Origin of the sequence: Enterovibrio coralii (assembly GCF_001559595.1) — a bacterium.
Lineage (GTDB): Bacteria > Pseudomonadota > Gammaproteobacteria > Enterobacterales > Vibrionaceae > Enterovibrio > Enterovibrio coralii.
Map to the genome: position 1 here is coordinate 1 of NZ_LNTY01000032.1, position 19311 is coordinate 19311.

Genomic DNA, 19311 nt, shown 5'->3' on the forward strand with positions numbered 1-19311 from the left:
GGCTTTTGGGAGAAAAAATGAAAGTATCACTAAATGCAATTAAATTAATTTATCCTCCTATCTCAAATAGATTCGCAGATCATTTATGGGAAAACAATCAAGAAGTAAGAAAGCAACTTACAGATAGTCATTTATATATGCTTGCTCAGAGGCAGCAATTGTATTTTGAGAGCTATACTTATGACGTTGACTCGGCATCATTTAATTTCACGCTTGTTTGTGGCGATCTGAAGTATGAAAACTTATCTGTAGATCTATCTGAGTTCTTAGTTGAAGATGACATGCGTCTTGAGGCAGGGCAGCAGCACATACGTATTTATCCAGCGTCAGTTGATGTGTCAGCAGAAGAGCCGACATATTGGGCTACAACCGATAAATTGTTATGGGATCACAGTAAAGAGGTCATCACAATCCAAGGAGATTTTGATGCTAAAGCGATATCAACCTTTTACCTCTATTACGTAGGTATATCAAAAAGTAATGATAGCTTTACGCGCCTATTTAAAAATGGGCATAAAAATAGAACGAAAATTTTATCAAATGAGATGCAATTTTCTGGTAATGCACGTTTATCTGATGAATTGATGATTTTCTTCTTTGACTGTGAAGAAACAATGGTAAAACAGTATGACTTGGATGAAATTGAATTTAATATCCCGAACTTAAATAATAAAATTGACATCATATCAGACGCAGAAAAAGCTTTTATTAAAGTATTAGATTGTAAATATAATACGGAGAAGTATAAAAACTACCCTCAGTGCTTAGATGGGCTATATGATAAAGGACTAAAATCTTACTCTTATCATATTGACGATGATCTAAATTTTATTGCTCCTAAAGCTACAATAAAAGGAAGCTCAAATATCTTTATGGAGCAAGATTATGACTTTATATTGATATCTGGTGAAAATGTTACCTTGTTTAAAGGTCAAGATATCGTCGAAGAACAAGCCTAACAAAGCCATCAATACGACCACTAACGCTCGGCATTTTAGGTCTGAATCGGTTTTAGTGTTTTCGGTGGTCTATCAACATCATTGTAATGCGTTGTGGCGTATTATGGCAGGCGTTAGGCACAGGGTCGAAAGTGGAACTACAACAGTTAAATCAACGCCGACTTAAATGCTTACTCGAACATGGTGGTATTGACTCAGAATTGACGTTTTGTGAAGGCTCTGTGCCACCAAAACATGTTCTGATTCGATCTTATGAGCAACTTCAAAGCTCAAAATCTTCCTTCTGGTCTTTGCCCTACATGATATCGGTGGACAAAAATGTCGTCGGTTTTTGTGGCTTCAAAGATGAACCACAAGATGGTGAGGTGGAAATTGGATACAACGTTTCACCACATAAACAGGGTCGAGGATTTGCGAAGTTAGCCGTCAATCAGCTATGTCGTTTAGCTTTTAATGCAAGTTCAATTGAACGTGTTGTTGCCTTGATTTCACCGACTAACATCGCTTCGTTGAACGTTGTGCGAGCCAACAACTTTATTTTCATTGGTTTTGTTGTCGATAGCGACAATGAAAAATTGGAAAAATGGTCGCTAAAACGGGCATCTTTTGCCTAACAAATTCTTCAAGAGGCACTGTCAACTACCAGCGTTTCCAGTCCCAATGGGCCACAGTGGTAAAGGCCGTTGTGTTTAAGTGCCGGGTTAATGCGTCACCAGCCCCTTAGGCGGACGTTAGCTCTAAATTGAATCTCATCATAACGTTAATTATCTATCATGAATTCGCTGTTCTCTATGTGCATTAACTTCAGGAGGTAGTATGAGCAAAAGGTTTTGCGAAGTATGTGGGAGCGACACCGAACATAAAGAAGTCATGAAACAGAAGCCATCGAAGTACGGTAAGTCTAAAAAAGAGCAGTTCAAAGCATTTCTAGATGGCTTCTTTAGCAGCTCTTCTACTTCTATACCCGGAGGCGCTTCTCTTGAGTTAACAGATAGGTACATAGTTTGTGCTATTTGTGGCAAAGCGACGAAGGAAAATCATGGTTCGGAGTTTCAATGAGTCACCCGCTTGATAACGACCTAACAAGCGAATGCACGACGAGCGTTTACTCGTGGCACATTTTTCATAGAAACGCTGTGATTAAGACACTCCAATTAGTTTGGGCTGGTACAAGCCTGTTATTCGAACGTTATATCATTGAGGTAGTAAACCTTGAGTGAATGGGATGCTGTAGCAGCCTTAGTTGACTTTAACCTAGAAATTTCCGTTAGTGATTTTTTAGCGTCCGTTCCAGTTGGGGCTAAAGTACTGGATTTTGGCTGCGGCTATGGTCGTGTTACACATCAAATTGTCGAACTCGGTTACAGCAATGTAATTGGCGTTGATTCCTCCAAAGAAATGATAAGTAGAGGATTGAGTGAATATCCTCTACTTGATTTGCGCTATTTGTCTAGTGACGTTCTACCTTTCTCCGATAATGAATTTGATTCGATAGTGACGTGTGCTGTGTTTACATGCATACCTGAACAAAACACTCGTGAAAAAGTGCTTCGAGAGTTGAGACGAGTACTCAAGCCTAATGGTGTTATTTACTTAGCGGAGTTTTGTTCCGAACACAGTCGTCGTTTTGTGTCGGGGGCTGGTGTTTCGATGTGGCATAGCGAAAAGAGGGAACTTGAAACTTTGCTTGTGGATTTTGATATTAAAACGTCAAGATTAGTTGAAACATCAACCATGTCAGGTGTAGCAAGTTTGGCTAGTCATATCATCGCGAGAAAAGTCATCTAACAAGCGAGGTTTACTCGTGGCGCATTTTTCATCGAAACACTGAAATTCAGGCGTTTCAAACAGTTTGGTCTAGTAAATGCCCTTTATAGTGAAGTTATTTGACACAGAGGATATATGGAAATTTCACTGCTAGCTGATCATCCCGATTACGCACCTAGAATAGCTAAATGGTACTTTGATGAGTGGGCGCATATTGCCCCAAATATCACTGAAGAAATGGTGTTGGAAAAAGTCATCGAGAAATCTAAAAATCGTGACCAGATACCATTGGCTCTTGTCGCGTGTTTGGACGGTGAATTAGTAGGCGTTCTGGAACTTAAGTTTCGCGAAAATAAAAACTACCCTGAATATGAAAATTGGATCGGCGGTGTGTTTACAAACCCTGCTAATCGAGGGCAGGGAGTGGCAAGTCAGTTACTTAAGAAAGCTAAAGAATTGGCAATGGATTTGGGTGTGCAGGATTTATATTTACAGTGTGAGAGCTTCAATACTCCACTGTATTTAAATCGTGGTTTCAAAGCGTTACACCAAGCTCAACACCATGACGTAGAAACAACGATAATGGTGTGGCGAGCAGCCACACAACAGAGCGTTTAAGGCGGACGTGTTCCCACAATGGGTGAAATAGAGTGATTGCGCCGCTCATAGCTTAGCTGGGCGTCACATTACAAAGGTGAAGAATGCTGAGCTTATTTCGGCCAAATCGAATCATTTATACCTCAAAGAGCGTTGATGAGGTCATGGAGAGACTTCAAGGCATTTATCGCCACCATGTCAGTAGAACTAAGTATCTTGAAGTACTTCGCCGTGGCACTAGACTCTCAACTTATATTTTCACAAAAGTGTAGCTTCCGCCCAGCTCAAATACTCTATATCCAAGGAAGTTTGGGTATCCGAAACCGAGACGGGGACGGAGGTTCATATAAAGACCAGACCCATTATCTATGCTTGGGGCTTCCCCCTTCTTCTTTGCACAATGCTACCTTTTGTCATACCGAGCTATGGCGTTGCTGGCTTTTTGATCGTTTTATTGCCGTTGCTTATTTTGGATCTCTTGTTTTTGTTTAGATCAACCAAGGAGAACAAGAAGTTGGATGCGCTAATTGATATGAGCGCGCAGTAACCTAATGAGGCTAAAACGAATGGTTAAAGCTCGTTGTCCAAATTGCAATTCTCCAACACCAGAGCTTCCTGCTTCCGGCGTTTGCAAACAATGTGGCAGTTTCTCAACAGACTGGTTCATATATGATTGGCCAGCTTTTGTTAGGTTCAAACGGTATCACGTTGTACTTAACTGGATTGTTTTGGCAATGAGTCTTTTATCGTTATTGGGAAATGTGTACTTTGGTATGGCGAGTATAGGCTTATGGATAGCCTCGTTGTTCTCTTTTCCTGCCATATATGATTTATCTAATTCGTATAAAGCACTCAAGAGTGAGTCGAATTATCAAGGTCACAGATCTAAAGATGTCACTTCTTGGATTCCCTTGATATAGCAAGCTAATAATCAAATCACCGGTACATTTACTCGCGGCGCAACTTTCCTAGAAATGCAGTGATTTAGACACTTTAATCAGTTAGGGCGAGTAAACGCGCATTTTGTTAACGTTATCGATAATGAACATGGAGGTTAATCGTTTTGGGTAAGCAATTTTCGGAGTTATCCGATAAACACATCGAGTTTATCGAAAAGCAAAAAATCTACTTTGTCGCGACAGCGGTAGAGAATGGCAGCGTAAATTTATCACCTAAAGGCGGAGACTCACTGCGGGTTATCAACTCAAAGCAAATAGCGTGGTTGAACCTCACTGGAAGTGGCAATGAGTCAGCATCACATGTCATTCAAAATCCAAGAATGACAGTGATGTTTTGTGCATTTGAGGGTTCTCCGCTCATCCTACGTGCATATGGTCAAGCAACCGTTTTACACGCGAAAGACGAAAGGTGGGATACGTTTGCTCCGCTATTTCCGAAAAGTGTTGCCGCCAGACAAATCTTTGTTCTAGATGTTGATTTGGTTCAGTCTTCCTGTGGCATGTCAGTGCCTTACTTTAGCTATGAAGGTGATCGCGATGACTTAGCTAACTGGTCAACCAAACAAGGTAAAGAGGGCATTGAGAAGTACTGGCTCAAAAAGAACCAAAAGAGTCTCGATGGCTTTGAAACTGAAATTGCGAAAAGGTCTGGCTTGGACGTAGAGTAAACAAAATCGTTTTCATCACCGCTGGCATAACGATAAATTTAGGCAGATTTAAAACGCTTGGCATTTTATGTGTGAATCAGCTTTTGTGTTTACAGCACAATGGGCTAGGTGTGTGGTAGCGTAATACGAGTTTTGCTTGAGCAGTTTTATACATTCCCAAAGTTTGTGTTAACAGGATCTTGGTATAGAGCAATGCGAATTACACAATCCTAATATGTCGTTCAAGGAGGAACGGTGTTTAAAAAGAGTCACATCTATTTTCGTATCCAGAAAGGTGAGGTGCATGTTTCTCAGGTGGAGAGTGGGAATAGCGCAAAGAAATTTTGTACTGCCTTGTCGCACCCACGCACGTTGATGGGGGATTTCTTTGCGATAGAATCCTGCTTTAAAGAAGCCTTTACCGAAGTTATGCCTAAATCATGGCTTTCCCTTTCACCGATAGCGATCGTTCAACTGCTCGAAACTTATGACGGCGGCTACACAAATGTAGAAATTAAGGCATTTCGTGAGGCCGTATTAGGAGCAGGTGCCCGACAAGTCTTCTTTGCGGATTCAAACGACGTGTTATCTCCATCTGATATCCAAAACAGAAATTTCAACGAGCTTAAAAGTGCGTAGCAACGGACTTACAATGCCTGGCTTATCACTACCTGAGCTTTCAACGTATTGAGAATAAGAAGGATTAGCAGGTTTTGGTAGTTTGGTAAGGTCCGTTGCCATTTCGCTATCAGACAGGAGAGAAACTGAAATATGTCAATTCTCAGCTATTCAACTATTGGTTCTGGGCCGGAATATGTAGTCGTTTTACATGAGTGGTTGGGCGACCATTCGAACTATGAGCCAGTGATAACTTATCTAGATACTCAAAAGTTTACGTGGATCTTTGTTGATTTAAGAGGTTATGGCGATTCAAAAGAATTATCAGGTGAATATACTTGTGAAGAAGCATCAGAAGATGTTCAACGATTAATAGATAAACTTGGAATTCACAGCGTCAACCTTGTAGGGCATTCAATGTCAGCCCTAGTGGCTCAAAAAATTCTGGTTGATAATCCTCTTTTACTTAAAAAACTAATCTTGGTCACTCCTGTTCCAGCATCGGGTATCCAAATAAGTGAAACAGATGCAGACGAGCTTCGAACTAGTGTTTTTGAACATTCAAAAATTCGTCACCTCATCAATCTAAGAACGGGTAAAAGATATAACTCCTCATGGCTAGATGCCAAATTGATGCTGGCAACCAAAGCGTCAACGCCAAAGGCCAGAGCGGGGTATTTGGAGATGTTTTTAAACACGGATTTTTCTAGCCAGCTTTTAGGATGCTCCTCACCCGTTCGCGTAATCGTCGGTAAGCATGACATCCCTGCATTTCAGCGGGAAACAATCAAAAAGTTATTTTCGCAATGGTACAAAGATCTTGTGATTGTTGAATGTAAAGAATCAGGGCATTACCCAATGCTGGAATGCCCAGTCTTTTTTGCGAGTATGCTGGAAAAATTCGTGACTGAATCGTAGGTTTGTTTACATTTTTGTTATTAATGAATACCAAGTGCAGTCGACGAGGACTAGCCTGCACGAGAGAACAGAAACAACACAAGGAGAGTAAATGGTCGTATACGGAGATATGCAGTCGGGTAACTGCTTAAAGGTAAAACTCATCCTGTCATTCCTTGGTATCGAACACCAATGGATTCACGTCAACATCCTCGAAAACGAAACCAAGACCTCTGAGTTTCTTGCCATCAATCCCAATGGAAAAATACCGGCCGTAATGCTTGATGATGGTCGTACCCTGAGCGAATCAAACGCTATCTTGGGTTACTTTGCAGAAGGTACAGACTTTCTGCCGCTAGACGTTTACCAAAAAGCCAAAGTCTATGAATGGCTATTCTTCGAACAATATTCCCATGAACCTTATATCGCTGTGGCTCGGTTTATCCAAAAGTACCAAGGTATGCCAGAGAGCAGGGTAGAGGAATACCAATCGCTCCAGGCTGGCGGCAATAAAGCACTAGCTTTGATGGAACAACAACTGTCTACGTCGGCTTTTCTCGTTGGTGAGCAACCGACCATAGCGGACATCGCGTTATACGCGTACACCCACGTGGCTGACGAGGGCGGATTTAACCTTTCAAATTACCCCAACATTCAACGCTGGATAGCGGCAATCGCTGCGAAGAAAGGTTACATCGGTATGCAGGGGTAACTTACCAAGAACAGACAAGATGTAACAGCGGCTGAATCTCGCCTCACGTTAAACCTTCTTGTCACAAATAGCTTGGCGCATTTTGTATTCAACGAAATGCGACCAAGCTTTTTTATTCAATTCGTTTTCGGTTCGAAGGTGCGCAGTGTTAAGAGTTATGGAGAACGCAGTGTTCGTAAGAAAAGCCACCAAGCAAGACGCAAAAACCTTGTTCGCATTCCTTGAGCAAAAGGCTGAATTTGACCGCAGTATGAAAGGATTTAGCGGGGAACTCTCCACCTCTGTCGAGAAGATTGAACGCACATTATTCGGTGATTTGCCTTTTGCGCATGCATTGGTGTTAGAACGCGAAAGTGAGGTACAAGGCTTCGCGCTATACCATTTTCGCTACTCCTCTTTCACTGGAGAGCCATCCATTTGGCTAGACGATCTTCTCGTCGTTCCTGAGCATCGATCAAAAGGTGGTGGTTTTGAGCTGATGAATGCGTTGAAAGTGGAGGCTGAGACGGCCAATGCTTCATTCATTGCATGGACGGCAAGTCCACACAACATAAAAGCACATGCCTTCTACAAAAGGCTAGGTGCAGAGATTGAACGAATGGATGCTCAGCGACCTTACTTTCGTTGGGCAATAACCTGCTAACAGGCTTTAGGGCTGCATTAATATGATTCTTCTTCTTAAACTCACGCTGGCCCCTCTTTTTGTTGGCTTGGCCTCTCTCGCTGGAAGGCGTTGGGGGAGTGGCGTTGCGGGGTGGATCGCGGCTTTGCCTATTATTGCGGGTCCGATAGTTTTAATTTTAACGATAGAAAACGGTGTAGCGTTTGGGGAAAGTGCGGCCAGTTCAGCGATATTGGGAATACTGTTGCTTACAGGGTTCTGTCTAAGCTATGCGCATATGGCGAGATATTTTAATTGTGTTGTCACGCTCTTTTTAAGCTGGCTGATCACGTTTGCATTGATAGCTTTGCTGAGCGAACTGGCTCTATCTCCAGCGGTTTCATTCACTATCGTTATAGTGGCACTGTATGTTGCTTTGAAGTGCTTTCCTCAGTTTGATACTAACCAACCCATTACCTCACCACCCAAGTGGGAAATTCTATTGCGTATGTTAGCGGTAGCGGTGCTTGTACTTGTTATCACATCATCCGCTCAACTTCTTGGGCCAAACCTTAGCGGTCTTTTAGCACCGTTCCCAATTGCATCATCAGTCCTTGCGGTTTTCACGCATCGGTTTTTTGGCGTAAATGCGGTTATTAGCCTCACTCGTGCTTTTGTGTCCGGCATTTTTAGTTATGCCGTATTTTTTCTGCTTCTTGCCACTACGTTAAAATCATTCGGTATCAGCGCGGCTTTTGTCATTGCCTCACTGGCTGCATTGATCATTCATGCTGTATCAGGTCGTTATCTAAGGCTCATTCAAATACCGAAATTGGGGTCACGTGCGCCGGCTGGAAAAACAGAGGTTGAAACAAGTAAGCACTAAAAGCTGCTTTTGTGCTTTGCACATGAGCCGATACTCAAGGCGGAGAAAACATGACAACGGGAAGTTGTAACTGCCAATCGGTGAGTTTTGAAGTAAGTGGCGACATAAAGAATGTCGTGAATTGCCACTGCGGGCTTTGCAGAGGGATGAATGGAACCCCTTTTTCAACCTATGCGGTGGTTGTGGAATCTGACTTTAGACTGATATCCGGTGAGCTTTCTTTATATAGCGCGACAGAAAGTGCTGAAAAGTACTTTTGTGGCAAATGTGGTACACCGATATACAACCGTAATTCTAAATACTCTGGTCTAAATATGGTTTATTTCGGCACGTTGAAATCGAGAGACACTTTGGCTCCAGCAGTAAATATCTTTGGTGAGTCAAAAGTGGATTGGCTTTCTGGCATTCTTGATTAGCCAACCTTTGGGCAGGGGCTGAAATAACTGCGCGCCCAAACTTAGAAGCGGGTGATTGTTATGGAAGAGGTCAACTATCCAATCATTTTGTTTACTGCTTTTGTGTCGTTGATGAGCCCTGGGCCAGCAACGTTGTCGATCGTTGCTACGTCGATGAGCCAAGGGCGTTTGCATGGCATTGTGCAGGCTAGTGGAGTGGGGACAGGCGGCATTGTCTGGTCGAGTCTGGCGGCCTTTGGATTCGGTGCCATTATGGTTGCGAATACGTGGCTATTTGAGGTACTGAAAATATTAGGTGCCTGTTACCTGTTATTTTTAGCTTACAAGTCCGCGAAATCAGCATTGAGCAAAAACAGCATACAGTTCGAACAAACACCGCACGCTGATTTGGTTACAACCTATCGAAAGGGTGTGCTTATTCAACTTACGAACCCCAAAGTCATTCTATTCTTCGGCTCTTTATATGCGATAGCTATTCCTGCGGGGACAAGTTCGTTTGAGATCGCGAAAGTGATTCTGGCGATTTCGCTTCAATCACTCCTCTGTTTCTATGCGCTGGTTTATCTGTTCTCCACAACAAAAGTGCGTCAGTTCTATATCGGATTTCAACGCAAGCTTGAAGCCTTTTTATCCTTCGTGTTTGCGTTTGGCGGTTTTAGCTTACTGTTCTCAAAATTTAATGAAAACACATAGTAACGCCATAAATTCATAAGTTTATGCTGAACTAGTTCTGTCTTGCCGTACTCAGACACAAAGTCGCCTACCATTCGTTTTTCCAACGTGCGGCTATTTGATATGGGCAATCGAGCACGCGGTTTATCAAGCATACACCGGGAAAGAAGCTAACCACCCTGATAGTCGCTCTTGTGAGAGACCCTGAACGATGCTGAAAACAAAAAGGCTGATACTCCGACAATGGACAGAGGAAGACTTTCATCCTTTTGCAGAAATGTGCAGTGATGAAGATGTTATGGCGCATTTCCCTAAACCTCTCTCTGCGGAAGAAAGCCATGAGATGGCAAGAAAGATCCAATCGCTCATCCGTGAAAGGGGTTGGGGTTTGTGGGCGATAGAGGTTGCCGGGCAGCACAAGTTTATCGGTTTCGTTGGTTTGCACGAAGCGCCTTCGGCGATGCCATTTTCTCCCTGTATTGAGATTGGCTGGCGTTTATCGAAGGAACATTGGGGGAAGGGATACGCGACAGAGGCAGCAAAGGACGTGCTGAGGTTTGCGTTTGAAGAGCTGAGTCTTTCACACGTTGTTTCTTTTACCACAGTTGAAAATACCCGCTCTAGGGCGGTGATGCATCGAATTGGCTTAAGAGACACTGACCAAAACTTTGCTCACCCGAATATCGAGCCATCACATCCTCAAAGCGAGCATGTGCTTTATAAAATCACGCAATCTGAATGGCGGCAGTTAAACCGATAGCTTGCTTTTAAAGCGTCACTGGGATTGCCGCTTTTGCTTTATCAGAAAAGAAAAACACAATTATATGCGCTAACAAACAAGGAGAGTTTTATGTCAGAAACCATAGGTTTAAACCATCTTGGCTTATCTGTTGATGATTTAGAGGCAAGCAAATCGTTCTTCGTTGATGTGCTTGGCTGGCAAGAGTCGGGCTATGACGCGTCTTACCCAAGAACGGCGGTATCAGACGGAAAGCTTCGTCTCACGCTTTGGCAAGTGGACAAAAGTTTAAACGGGGCGGCGTTTGACCGTAAAAAGAACGTAGGTCTTCATCACCTTGCGATTCAGGTAGAGTCAGAAAGCAAGCTTGATGCGCTGTATCGAAAAATTGCTGATCATCCCAAATGTTCCATCGAATTTGCGCCAGAGTTGCTTTCAGGCGGCCCACGCAAGCATATGATGTTTAATGAACCATCAGGGCTGCGTTTAGAGCTGATTTGGCAAGGTAACTGATCATTTCCATCGTCACATTTGGCGGGGAATAACCGTATACTGACGGAGCATTTTTCTATCGAATGCTCCGTCAGTGTATTTAAGGCGGAGCAACACATACCATCTGACTACCGAGAGTGAACGCCTGATGATTCAATGGCCGTGTATATTTAAACTAGAGGGTGACGATGAGCTGATGTATTTGGCTTCTCAGTCGCAACTCGAAGCCGAATTTGAAGCGTTAATTTGGAGTGATGACGACTATCTCATAGACAGCCAAGGTCGACGCTTTTCGGTGCAAAGGGCGAAAGGTGGCGAACTTGCTTTCGAGGCGACTTCCTGTGTTTTCACGTCTGACGAGGTAACTCTGCTAATTCAAGCTCACGAGTTTTCAAAAGCGGAAGTTTGCCTCACCAAAATCCATTTCTTGTCAGTCAGTGACGCTATCCATTCTCTATCAAATCAAAATTAACAGCGCGATAACATTTCTGGGCATTTTCTTTTTGTGAATCGTGCTGTGCGCCCTAATTTCCTGCCGCTTATTTGAATTCGACATTGGGTTCCTGTTTCTTGGTCGCAAAGGAAGGACTTTTTGCGGCTTTTTCTTGGCTGCTCGTTGGTTAGAAATCGAATATCAAAGGATGTGAAATGAACTTAAATCAAGTCACGTTAACCGTGAAAAACATGGAAGAGTCCGTCGCGTTTTATAAAACACTTGGCTTCACAATCATCGTCGCTGAAGACCATTATTCTCGCTTTGAATGCCCAGAAGGCGATGCGACATTTTCTCTGTATCTTGGCAAGCCTGACTCTCAAAACAACAGTGTTATCTACTTTGAGCATGAAGATCTTGATGCTTGGGTAGAAGACTTAAAGCAAAAGGGCATTGAGTTTGTTCAAGAACCCAAAGATCAGCCCTATCTTTGGCGAGAAGCGATGCTCTGTGACCCTTCCGGTAACGAGATCAAACTGTATTGGGCGGGAGAAAACAGAAAGAACCCACCTTGGCGTGTAAAGGCATAACAGTTTCTGAAACAGCAAGGCTAAAAGTCACTAGATCGAATTATGTTGTTCGCCTTACTCGCGAACGTTTGCGCATTTGTCTTTGGAAGGATCTTATCGATGTACCCAGACGTGATTTTACTGAATGGCACGGGCAGTTCTGGCAAAACAAGCTTAGCCAAAGAGCTGCAAGAGTTGCTTCCTACGCAGTTCCTAAACTTCAGTATTGATAGCGTGTTATATGCATTACCGCCCTCTGATTTAAAACATATGATGAAAGGGGAGGAAATTACGCGTGATGGTTACAATTACGGGCAGTTGACGGAAGGCTATCATCGCTGCGTGAAAGGGCTTCTGGAGTCTGGCTGTAGGGTCATTATCGATAATGCCTGGATCAACGAAGAGGAAATTGATGCGCTGGAAAGCGTACTTAAAGGTTTCAACGTTCAGCGTGTGAAAGTGCAGTGTCGCTTAGATGTGTGTGTTGCTCGCGAACTTGCGCGTGGCGACCGAGCCATTGGTTTGGCGGAGTGGGAGTTCCCTTTGGTACACCAACACATGAAGTATGATTTGGTCGTTGATACCAGCGATATTTCACCAAAAGAAGCGGCAGCGCAGTTGTTTGAAAAATTGCGAAGTGGTGAAGAGGTAGAGGCATAGGCCTCTACTTTTTTAATCCAAACACACAGACAAAATCGTAGATGGCTCCTTGCTTGTTTGACCGTCATCTGCTGCTGTGATACGTGCTCTTACTCTCTGATTTATTGGGAAAAATTTAAAAATTCGATAAGTCTCTTTCTTGCCATTCGTCATGGTTCTATTCACCTTACACTTTAAAATACAAAGCGTTTTTATTACGCAGTTGGGTGAGCAAATGATCGCAGTCATTTTTGAAGTACAGATTGAGCAAGGTAAGACAGACGCGTACTTAGATATTGCAAATGAAATTAGGCCGTTGCTGTCTGAGATAGACGGGTTTATCTCAATAGAACGTTTCCAAAGCCTGACGACAGAAGGCAAAATCCTGTCGCTCTCTTTTTGGCGAGATGAAGCCGCGATTCAGGAATGGCGCAAGCTAGAAGCCCATCGCTATGCGCAATACAAAGGGCGAAATGGTGTATTTCAAGATTATCGTTTAAGAGTGGCGGGTGTGATCCGCGACTACGGGATGGATCATCGCACCGAGGCACCGCAAGACAGCATTGAAGCGAATGGTTAAAACCGACTCGAACGTCATCACTCGGCCATCAACAAGGAAGTAACCTATGCCAAAAGCAACGCCAATCAAACTGGATGAGGCATTCTCAACGCTCTCATTCTTAAGCGGCCGAACACCTGAAACAACCGATGAAGAAGCAAAAGATGCTTTTGCCATGCTCTCTGAGTTTTCAAATGGTGGCGTCTATATTGGTCACTATGACGGATACAGTGAGTGGGAACGGCATTCTCACGGAGACGAGTTGGTGCAGGTGTTAGGCGGGGAAACAACCCTAGTTTTGCTTATTGATGGCGAAGAGCAGCCGAAGCTTCTTTCAGCTGGACAACTGCTGGTGGTTCCCAAAGGTGTATGGCACCGATTTGAAAGCCCAAAAGGCGTGAAAGTGATGACGATAACACCGCAGCCAACGGATCATCGGGTAGATTTTCCGCTAGACGACTAAGGTATATCGAGGCAGTTTCTACTTCGTTGGGCATGAGTTTTCTTAGATGTAGAGACCTTTGCGGACGGTAAGAGGGAGGCGGCATTTAATGAAGGTATTACTGTTCCTGCTATTGCTGGTATCGCCCCTATATTCCTTAGCAAAGGAAGTGGATGTCCCTGGCGGTAAGTTTATCCGAATCCCTATTGGCAATAGCGAAGAGGGGCTTCGTCCTATTCAATGCGACCTCGAAATTCTCAAGGAATATCGCGACACAGAATACGGCCCCGTCATTTCTCTCGACTTATCGGATGCCAACAACGATGAGTTTATTCAAGTAAGGGTGACGACGACAAAGGTCGACAAAAACTACCTATTTTTAACCAAAAATGGGTCGCGTAAGCTTGGTGACATTGAGTCATATTTTCTTGCTTTGCCAAAAACACTGGGGGACAACTTATCTCTGTATATTTTGCCGTGGGATGAAGAAGGGGGAACCTTCGACTATCGGGCTAAAGTCGGTAAAGACATTAAGGCTGGCGGTTACATCATCAATCCTTACTTACGCAAAGATCTCCGCTACTCCATCTCATTTTCTTCTGTTCGGGCAGACTATGAGTGCAAGTTTATCCAATGATCGCTACGTAAAGATAGCTGCCGCGTTTCTGAATTAAAACATGCTAAAGATAGGGGATACATTACTGTCAATCTGATGACCTTACAGTGTATAGGTATGAGATATGGGCAAAGCATTGAAAGTGGTAGGGGCAGTTCTGGGTATCTTGACTCTTATTGCTGTCTTTTTAGTGCTCTGGACAGAAGCGTCGTTGGATGATGCAAGAATTAACGCGACACCATTTATTAAAGAAAGCCTGCCAATTCTTACAACCTGGGAGCCTGAGCTCTATGAGCCATTGTTTACGGAAGAAGCTCGTGTGGCAATGCAAAGCGAGCGAGGGAAAAAAATCGTTACTTACCTCTCAACGCTTGGCGAACTAAAAGCTTTTAACGAGCCCGAATTGTTAAAAACAAGTACTCATACAAGCATTGATGGGGACACAAAAGAATCGGCTATTTTCAAGGTTGAGGCATTGTTTGAAAAAGGACCTGGGTTGGTCAGAATCGTCTTACGAAAAACCCCTGAAGGCTATCGAGTTCATTCAATTAACATTTCTTCTGATGCGTTCATGGAGTAGAGCGTTGTTGCGTTTCATCGATTAATGAACGAAATGAACGCTAATTGAATGGCGGTTAAATCAAAAACAATCAGAAATCTTATTAAGACAACGTTTAATCATTATACATTCTCCACATTCAAGGAAGCTTAATGGAAGTATTACAGGGCGGGCGCGAAGGCGCGATTTTCCGCTCAGAAGACAAAGTCTATCGACCGGCCGGGGCTTGGTCCCATTCTGTTCACCAGTTATTGGCACATTTGGTTAATGAGGGTTTTGACCGCGCACCTAAGTCTTTTGGCTTTGATGATAACGGAAACGAAATCCTTTCTTACGTGAAAGGTGACGTTTATAACTACCCGTTAAAAGACCAGATTGCATCAGATGAGGCACTGATTTCCGCCAGTAAATTGCTACGCGAATACCACGACGCGTCTGCGTCATTTCTTGCCCATCCAGCGTTTCATGAGATGGCGTGGATGTTTTCCAAAAGAGAGCCGGCGGAAGTGATGTGTCATGGTGACTACGCACCGTACAACGTTACGCTAGAAGGCAATCAAACCATTGGTCTCTTTGACTTTGATTTGGTGCATCCAGCACCGCGCCTTTGGGATATTGCGTATGCGGTTTACTGCTGGGCACCGTTCAAGACCAATGAATACGATGCGTTGGGAGATTTGACGGCGCAAACGGAAAGAGCCAAGTTGTTTTGCGATGGCTATGGTTTATCAAATTCAGAGCGTGAAAAGCTCGTTGCTACCGTGATTGAGCGGGTGCAGTTTCTTGTCGATTTTATGCATGCTGAGGCGAACAAAGGCAATGCGGCGTTTATTGCCAACATTGCCGATGGTCATCACCTTGCGTACGTGGCAGACATTGAATACCTTCAAACCAACGCGCATTTCATTACCAATGGTTTAATGAAATGACAGCAGTTTAAAGGATAGAACTCTTAGCACCGGTGGCTTGCTGATTAAACCGCCATGATGTGACAACCGGAAATAGAACAAAGGAGGGGGGAATGGCGTGGTTTTTATATGGTTCAGCCCTCCTTTTGTTTCTCGTCGCGTTAGCGCATTCCTACTTGGGAGAACGCTACATACTTATCAGGCTTTTTAGACGCGATAACCTTCCCAAGCTATTTGGTTCAGATGACTTTACCAAGCGCACACTCCGATTTGCGTGGCACCTTACGTCCGTTGCATGGTTAGGGCTAGCCGCGGTCGCTATTGCCCTCGCACAACCTGAGCTTAGTCGTACTCTACTCGCGCAAATCATTGCCATAACCTTTGCTATTCACTTTTTTGTCGCGCTGTTTGGCTCCAAAGGCAAACATCGTTCGTGGATAGTATTTGGTAGCGTCAGCCTTATGATGTTTTTCGCGTCTTTCATGTTGTGAAGTAAGAGGGGAGAGATGAGCAAACCAAGTGGCAGTGAATTGGTCTCGCACTATCAGTCTTTGCTAAGGGATGGGAGCCTTCAACATACCTACGCCTTTCTCATCAAATATGTACAAAGCCTCAAGACTGCATTCACTAAAGCGTTTGGGGATGACTTTGCTATTGGCAATGTATTCCAAGGCTACATGGATTTCACGTACTTTTACCTCACGACGCCTGACCTAAAACGCCACAAACTCAAGCTGGCAGTGGTATTCAATCACCAAACATTGGGCTTTGAACTTTGGCTGCTTGGGCAGACGAAACCGGTGCAGCGTGACTACTGGCAAAAACTGCAAGGGGCGAAATGGATAAGCAGCAGTCACATGCCTGAATATGCTATTGCCGAGATAGTGATGATAGAAAAACCAGACTTTGATGATTTGGACGCACTGACTGAGCAGATCAAATCGCAGTTTATGGAATGGCAACTGCGTGTCTGGCAGGCGATAGAGTCTTCTTCAAGGAGTGATAAAGCATGATACGCGAGATGACCAAAGCAGATTTCGAAGCATTCTGGCCAACGTTTTTCCACATTATCCAAGCACAGGAAACCTATGCGTTCGACCCTAATATGACGTTAGAGGAAGGCTATCAATTGTGGTGTACGCTTCCAGACAAAACGTTTGTGTTCGTGGAAAGCGGAGATGTATTGGCGTCTTATTACATCAAACCGAATGCTTCGGGACCAAGTCGCCATCTTTGTAACTGCGGTTATATGGTGTCGGAGAAGGCAAGAGGTCAAGGCATCGCAAGAAAGCTTTGCAAACACTCACAGACAGTTGCGTTAGAGCTGGGATACAAAGCGATGCAATTCAACAGTGTCGTATCCACCAATGAAGCAGCGGTGAAGTTATGGGAAACGCTAGGATTTAGTATCATTGACACCATTCCAAATGCTTATAAACACGCGCGTTTTGGGTATGTTGACAGCTATGTGATGTATAAATGGCTCGATACTGAAGTGAGATAGCACAAGAAAATGAGCCCATTGCAGGGCTCACTTCAACCGTTAACGATGGAAAATGATCTGCTCGTCTTCGGTTTTCACGAGGCTAGCTTTGTTCTGTTCAATGAGTTGTGCCGCATATGACGGTGTGACCGCTTGGATTTCACCTTTGGCTCTCATTGTGAATGCATCCCACGCTTGGTCTTTGTATTTGCCTGCTTGTGTGTATTGAATTAGAACTTTCATAGCATCCCGCTCCGTTGTGGTTTACGTGCTACTCAACGTAAATCGTTTGGTCGCGTTACGCACCCGTTAAAAATGAAACGTAAGTTTAACGAAATAAAAATGAACACTGAGGAGAGAAAGCGACTAGGGTGTCTTCGCCTCGTTTCTGTTCAGTGGCTCATTTTTCAGGAAGAAATCTAGAAGCAAGGACGACATGCAAGCCGTTGTAAGAAAAGCAAACATAAAAGATGTGCAAGACATTGCATCCATTCACGTTAGATCTTGGAACGCCGCCTTTGATGGGCTGATGCCTGCGGCTTATATCGATAAGTTCACCTTGGCACGTCGAGTGAAAGAGTGGCAACACATCATAGAAAACCGCAAAGAGCATGTCCTTGTTGCCGAGCAAAAGGCCAAGTGCTGGGGTTTGCTTCTTTTGAAAAAGAAGTGAACGACAATCAGACAATCGCGCTCAATAAACTCTATCTTTGCCCTCGACATTATGGCTCGGGGTTAGGCCGTTTGTTGATGGAAGAAATTGAAGCGTCAGCGAAATCACAAGGCGCAAAAGTGTTGTCATTGTATGTGCTAGACAGCAATGAAAACGCTGCAGGTTTCTACCAAAAGCAAGGGTTTGCTTTCGGAAAAGGTTCAGTCTCAGAGGTCTTTGAAGGAGTGACAATCATTGATGTTCTGATGGAAAAACAGCTTTAGCTGGATATGCCAAAAAATAACGGGGCACTATAGCATAAACGGTGCTTATCTCGGGATTCGACCGCCGTTTATCGCTATGATGCTCGGGTGTTTTAATCCAAGAGTTTGCAACAATGATCCGTTTGATCCGCGAAGAAGATATTCCTGCTACCGCACTGGTTCACAAAGCCGCTTTCGTCAGACAAGGACACTCTCAGGAGTGGATTCAATGTAACTTCAATGCCTTCCCACGTTTTCAAATATATGTGGCCGAATTGGATGGCAAAGTGGTTGGCTACATCATCTGGAACCAGAAAAGCGGTTTTCGTCCTGAAGCAGTGCTTGAACTCGAGCAGCTTGCCGTTTCCCCTGATTTTCACGGCCAAGGCATCGGCCGCCGATTGGTTGTTGAATCATTACCACTAGTGAAGCAGCAATTGGCCGAAAGAGACGCCGTAATCAAGCATGTGATGGTGACAACACGAGCCGATAACTTTGCTCAAGAGCTTTACAAAAGCGCGTTAGGTGCGGAAGTGGAAGCGACAATCACTAACCTTTACTCTGCCGACGAAGTTTTACTGATTGCCCGTAACGTAAAGGTGTAATCATCAAATAACCACCACAAACACCAGCATAGGAGTGCGAAATGAGCAGCGAAGCATTTGTGATGCGTGAGGCAACAACCCGCGATATACCTCGGCTGCTTGAACTGGAGCAAATCCTCATTCAGGCGGAACGTGCACTTAACGAAACCATGAAACCGAGTGACGTTAAGTATTATGACTTCGAAGCATTGATTGAGGATGAAAGTGCCTGCTTGCTGGTTGTTGAAGATAAAGGAGTCATTATTGGTAGTGGCTTGGCGCAAATAAAAACCTCGAAACCAGCACTCTCCCATGATCTTCATTGCTATTTAGACTTCATGGTTGTCGAGGACAGCTATCGTGGGCAGGGGTTAAATAAAAAGGTGATAGAACATCTGATGGTATGGAGTCAGTCCAAGTCAGTGTCCGATTTTTATTTGTCTGTTTATAGTGACAACGCGCCCGCAGTGAGAGCCTATGAAAAGCTGGGGTTTCGTTCAAACATTCTAGAGATGAAACTTAACGTAAAGGATTAACGTTAGAAGCATGACGAAACCAATGGGCGATAACGTTAAAGCGTGGTTGAATCGCAACGGGTAACCCCTGTTGTGAGATGCTTGAAAAACCTCTATTGACTCTGCG

31 protein-coding genes are annotated in these 19311 nt (G+C 43.9%); 30 read left to right on the plus strand and 1 reads right to left on the minus strand.

Annotated features, from left to right (window positions below; translation table 11 throughout):
* The 26 genes from ATN88_RS09980 to ATN88_RS10110 all read left to right on the plus strand — a co-directional run.
* On the plus strand, positions 1-959 hold a 959-nt coding region (locus tag ATN88_RS09980), incomplete at its 5' end, for a hypothetical protein (RefSeq protein ID WP_067414949.1).
* A 131-nt stretch (positions 960-1090) separates the two neighbouring features.
* Positions 1091-1573 (plus strand): GNAT family N-acetyltransferase, encoded by a 483-nt coding sequence (locus ATN88_RS09985; protein WP_067414952.1) that lies wholly within the window; start codon positions 1091-1093, stop codon positions 1571-1573.
* A gap of 202 nt (positions 1574-1775) precedes the next feature.
* Positions 1776-2018 (plus strand): hypothetical protein, encoded by a 243-nt coding sequence (locus ATN88_RS09990; RefSeq protein ID WP_067414955.1) that lies wholly within the window; start codon positions 1776-1778, stop codon positions 2016-2018.
* A 153-nt stretch (positions 2019-2171) separates the two neighbouring features.
* Complete coding sequence (locus ATN88_RS09995; RefSeq protein ID WP_067414958.1) at positions 2172-2747, plus strand: class I SAM-dependent methyltransferase; 576 nt, start codon at positions 2172-2174, stop codon at positions 2745-2747.
* A gap of 114 nt (positions 2748-2861) precedes the next feature.
* Positions 2862-3344, plus strand: coding sequence for a GNAT family N-acetyltransferase (locus ATN88_RS10000; protein WP_067414961.1), 483 nt, complete (start codon positions 2862-2864; stop codon positions 3342-3344).
* A 1042-nt stretch (positions 3345-4386) separates the two neighbouring features.
* Positions 4387-4950 (plus strand): pyridoxamine 5'-phosphate oxidase family protein, encoded by a 564-nt coding sequence (locus ATN88_RS10010; protein WP_067414967.1) that lies wholly within the window; start codon positions 4387-4389, stop codon positions 4948-4950.
* 234 nt (positions 4951-5184) lie between these two features.
* Complete coding sequence (locus ATN88_RS10015) at positions 5185-5568, plus strand: hypothetical protein (protein WP_067414970.1); 384 nt, start codon at positions 5185-5187, stop codon at positions 5566-5568.
* A gap of 132 nt (positions 5569-5700) precedes the next feature.
* Positions 5701-6465 carry an alpha/beta fold hydrolase gene (locus ATN88_RS10020; protein WP_067414973.1) on the plus strand — a complete coding sequence of 255 codons (765 nt, stop codon included), beginning with the start codon at positions 5701-5703 and terminating at the stop codon, positions 6463-6465.
* Positions 6466-6556: 91 nt separating this feature from the next.
* Complete coding sequence (locus ATN88_RS10025) at positions 6557-7156, plus strand: glutathione S-transferase family protein (RefSeq protein WP_067414976.1); 600 nt, start codon at positions 6557-6559, stop codon at positions 7154-7156.
* A gap of 157 nt (positions 7157-7313) precedes the next feature.
* Positions 7314-7799 (plus strand): GNAT family N-acetyltransferase, encoded by a 486-nt coding sequence (locus ATN88_RS10030; protein ID WP_067414979.1) that lies wholly within the window; start codon positions 7314-7316, stop codon positions 7797-7799.
* A gap of 22 nt (positions 7800-7821) precedes the next feature.
* The gene (locus ATN88_RS10035) at positions 7822-8643 is read left to right on the plus strand and encodes a hypothetical protein (RefSeq protein ID WP_067414984.1); all 822 of its coding nucleotides are present in this window, start codon (positions 7822-7824) and stop codon (positions 8641-8643) included.
* A 50-nt stretch (positions 8644-8693) separates the two neighbouring features.
* Positions 8694-9059, plus strand: coding sequence for a GFA family protein (locus ATN88_RS10040; protein ID WP_067414987.1), 366 nt, complete (start codon positions 8694-8696; stop codon positions 9057-9059).
* Positions 9060-9119: 60 nt separating this feature from the next.
* Positions 9120-9752: a LysE family translocator gene (locus ATN88_RS10045; RefSeq protein ID WP_067414990.1), complete on the plus strand. Its 633-nt coding sequence runs from the start codon at positions 9120-9122 to the stop codon at positions 9750-9752.
* 190 nt (positions 9753-9942) lie between these two features.
* The gene (locus ATN88_RS10050) at positions 9943-10491 is read left to right on the plus strand and encodes a GNAT family N-acetyltransferase (protein WP_067414993.1); all 549 of its coding nucleotides are present in this window, start codon (positions 9943-9945) and stop codon (positions 10489-10491) included.
* A 90-nt stretch (positions 10492-10581) separates the two neighbouring features.
* Positions 10582-10983, plus strand: a complete 402-nt coding sequence (locus tag ATN88_RS10055) for a VOC family protein (protein WP_067414996.1) — start codon at positions 10582-10584, stop codon at positions 10981-10983.
* A 127-nt stretch (positions 10984-11110) separates the two neighbouring features.
* Entirely contained in the window at positions 11111-11434 is a 324-nt protein-coding gene (locus ATN88_RS10060) for a DUF4144 family protein (protein ID WP_067415001.1), read from the plus strand.
* A 176-nt stretch (positions 11435-11610) separates the two neighbouring features.
* A complete protein-coding gene (locus ATN88_RS10065; RefSeq protein WP_067415004.1) occupies positions 11611-11985 on the plus strand; it encodes a VOC family protein in 375 nt (124 codons plus the stop codon).
* Between the two features lie 99 nt (positions 11986-12084).
* Positions 12085-12624 carry a chloramphenicol phosphotransferase CPT family protein gene (locus ATN88_RS10070; RefSeq protein WP_067415007.1) on the plus strand — a complete coding sequence of 180 codons (540 nt, stop codon included), beginning with the start codon at positions 12085-12087 and terminating at the stop codon, positions 12622-12624.
* Positions 12625-12838: 214 nt separating this feature from the next.
* Positions 12839-13183, plus strand: coding sequence for an antibiotic biosynthesis monooxygenase family protein (locus ATN88_RS10075; RefSeq protein ID WP_067415286.1), 345 nt, complete (start codon positions 12839-12841; stop codon positions 13181-13183).
* Positions 13184-13229: 46 nt separating this feature from the next.
* Positions 13230-13625 (plus strand): cupin domain-containing protein, encoded by a 396-nt coding sequence (locus ATN88_RS10080; RefSeq protein ID WP_067415010.1) that lies wholly within the window; start codon positions 13230-13232, stop codon positions 13623-13625.
* A gap of 88 nt (positions 13626-13713) precedes the next feature.
* Positions 13714-14241: a hypothetical protein gene (locus tag ATN88_RS10085; RefSeq protein WP_067415013.1), complete on the plus strand. Its 528-nt coding sequence runs from the start codon at positions 13714-13716 to the stop codon at positions 14239-14241.
* A 103-nt stretch (positions 14242-14344) separates the two neighbouring features.
* The gene (locus ATN88_RS10090) at positions 14345-14800 is read left to right on the plus strand and encodes a hypothetical protein (RefSeq protein WP_067415016.1); all 456 of its coding nucleotides are present in this window, start codon (positions 14345-14347) and stop codon (positions 14798-14800) included.
* 131 nt (positions 14801-14931) lie between these two features.
* Entirely contained in the window at positions 14932-15708 is a 777-nt protein-coding gene (locus ATN88_RS10095) for a phosphotransferase (RefSeq protein WP_067415019.1), read from the plus strand.
* Between the two features lie 92 nt (positions 15709-15800).
* Complete coding sequence (locus ATN88_RS10100; protein ID WP_067415022.1) at positions 15801-16178, plus strand: hypothetical protein; 378 nt, start codon at positions 15801-15803, stop codon at positions 16176-16178.
* A 15-nt stretch (positions 16179-16193) separates the two neighbouring features.
* The gene (locus tag ATN88_RS10105) at positions 16194-16700 is read left to right on the plus strand and encodes a DUF7000 family protein (protein WP_198158364.1); all 507 of its coding nucleotides are present in this window, start codon (positions 16194-16196) and stop codon (positions 16698-16700) included.
* Positions 16697-17191, plus strand: coding sequence for a GNAT family N-acetyltransferase (locus tag ATN88_RS10110; protein ID WP_067415024.1), 495 nt, complete (start codon positions 16697-16699; stop codon positions 17189-17191). Before ATN88_RS10105 ends, ATN88_RS10110 begins: the two co-directional genes overlap by 4 nt.
* 39 nt (positions 17192-17230) lie before the next feature.
* On the opposite strand, the gene ATN88_RS10115 is transcribed toward ATN88_RS10110, so the two are convergent.
* Complete coding sequence (locus tag ATN88_RS10115) at positions 17231-17413, minus strand: hypothetical protein (RefSeq protein ID WP_067415027.1); 183 nt, start codon at positions 17411-17413, stop codon at positions 17231-17233.
* A gap of 193 nt (positions 17414-17606) precedes the next feature.
* On the opposite strand from ATN88_RS10115, the gene ATN88_RS27150 reads away from it, so the two are divergent.
* The 4 genes from ATN88_RS27150 to ATN88_RS10130 all read left to right on the plus strand — a co-directional run bounded on the left by ATN88_RS27150 (position 17607) and on the right by ATN88_RS10130 (position 19205).
* On the plus strand, positions 17607-17843 hold the full coding sequence (locus ATN88_RS27150; protein WP_232313061.1) for a hypothetical protein: 237 nt from the start codon (positions 17607-17609) through the stop codon (positions 17841-17843).
* Positions 17810-18106, plus strand: a complete 297-nt coding sequence (locus ATN88_RS27155; protein ID WP_232313063.1) for a GNAT family N-acetyltransferase — start codon at positions 17810-17812, stop codon at positions 18104-18106. Before ATN88_RS27150 ends, ATN88_RS27155 begins: the two co-directional genes overlap by 34 nt.
* Before the next feature lie 113 nt (positions 18107-18219).
* A complete protein-coding gene (locus tag ATN88_RS10125) occupies positions 18220-18690 on the plus strand; it encodes a GNAT family N-acetyltransferase (RefSeq protein WP_067415030.1) in 471 nt (156 codons plus the stop codon).
* Positions 18691-18731: 41 nt separating this feature from the next.
* The gene (locus tag ATN88_RS10130; protein ID WP_067415032.1) at positions 18732-19205 is read left to right on the plus strand and encodes a GNAT family N-acetyltransferase; all 474 of its coding nucleotides are present in this window, start codon (positions 18732-18734) and stop codon (positions 19203-19205) included.
* The last annotated feature ends 106 nt before the right edge of the window (positions 19206-19311 follow it).

Coding starts and splice junctions, on each gene's coding strand:
- ATN88_RS09990 (WP_067414955.1), top strand. CDS start 1,776: ATGAGCAAAAGGTTTTGCGAAGTATGTGGGAGCGACACCGAACATAAA.
- ATN88_RS10000 (WP_067414961.1), top strand. CDS start 2,862: ATGGAAATTTCACTGCTAGCTGATCATCCCGATTACGCACCTAGAATA.
- ATN88_RS10020 (WP_067414973.1), top strand. CDS start 5,701: ATGTCAATTCTCAGCTATTCAACTATTGGTTCTGGGCCGGAATATGTA.
- ATN88_RS10025 (WP_067414976.1), top strand. CDS start 6,557: ATGGTCGTATACGGAGATATGCAGTCGGGTAACTGCTTAAAGGTAAAA.
- ATN88_RS10030 (WP_067414979.1), top strand. CDS start 7,314: ATGGAGAACGCAGTGTTCGTAAGAAAAGCCACCAAGCAAGACGCAAAA.
- ATN88_RS10035 (WP_067414984.1), top strand. CDS start 7,822: ATGATTCTTCTTCTTAAACTCACGCTGGCCCCTCTTTTTGTTGGCTTG.
- ATN88_RS10040 (WP_067414987.1), top strand. CDS start 8,694: ATGACAACGGGAAGTTGTAACTGCCAATCGGTGAGTTTTGAAGTAAGT.
- ATN88_RS10045 (WP_067414990.1), top strand. CDS start 9,120: ATGGAAGAGGTCAACTATCCAATCATTTTGTTTACTGCTTTTGTGTCG.
- ATN88_RS10050 (WP_067414993.1), top strand. CDS start 9,943: ATGCTGAAAACAAAAAGGCTGATACTCCGACAATGGACAGAGGAAGAC.
- ATN88_RS10055 (WP_067414996.1), top strand. CDS start 10,582: ATGTCAGAAACCATAGGTTTAAACCATCTTGGCTTATCTGTTGATGAT.
- ATN88_RS10060 (WP_067415001.1), top strand. CDS start 11,111: ATGATTCAATGGCCGTGTATATTTAAACTAGAGGGTGACGATGAGCTG.
- ATN88_RS10065 (WP_067415004.1), top strand. CDS start 11,611: ATGAACTTAAATCAAGTCACGTTAACCGTGAAAAACATGGAAGAGTCC.
- ATN88_RS10070 (WP_067415007.1), top strand. CDS start 12,085: ATGTACCCAGACGTGATTTTACTGAATGGCACGGGCAGTTCTGGCAAA.
- ATN88_RS10075 (WP_067415286.1), top strand. CDS start 12,839: ATGATCGCAGTCATTTTTGAAGTACAGATTGAGCAAGGTAAGACAGAC.
- ATN88_RS10080 (WP_067415010.1), top strand. CDS start 13,230: ATGCCAAAAGCAACGCCAATCAAACTGGATGAGGCATTCTCAACGCTC.
- ATN88_RS10085 (WP_067415013.1), top strand. CDS start 13,714: ATGAAGGTATTACTGTTCCTGCTATTGCTGGTATCGCCCCTATATTCC.
- ATN88_RS10090 (WP_067415016.1), top strand. CDS start 14,345: ATGGGCAAAGCATTGAAAGTGGTAGGGGCAGTTCTGGGTATCTTGACT.
- ATN88_RS10095 (WP_067415019.1), top strand. CDS start 14,932: ATGGAAGTATTACAGGGCGGGCGCGAAGGCGCGATTTTCCGCTCAGAA.
- ATN88_RS10100 (WP_067415022.1), top strand. CDS start 15,801: ATGGCGTGGTTTTTATATGGTTCAGCCCTCCTTTTGTTTCTCGTCGCG.
- ATN88_RS10105 (WP_198158364.1), top strand. CDS start 16,194: ATGAGCAAACCAAGTGGCAGTGAATTGGTCTCGCACTATCAGTCTTTG.
- ATN88_RS10110 (WP_067415024.1), top strand. CDS start 16,697: ATGATACGCGAGATGACCAAAGCAGATTTCGAAGCATTCTGGCCAACG.
- ATN88_RS10115 (WP_067415027.1), bottom strand. CDS start 17,413: ATGAAAGTTCTAATTCAATACACACAAGCAGGCAAATACAAAGACCAA.
- ATN88_RS27150 (WP_232313061.1), top strand. CDS start 17,607: ATGCAAGCCGTTGTAAGAAAAGCAAACATAAAAGATGTGCAAGACATT.
- ATN88_RS10125 (WP_067415030.1), top strand. CDS start 18,220: ATGATCCGTTTGATCCGCGAAGAAGATATTCCTGCTACCGCACTGGTT.
- ATN88_RS10130 (WP_067415032.1), top strand. CDS start 18,732: ATGAGCAGCGAAGCATTTGTGATGCGTGAGGCAACAACCCGCGATATA.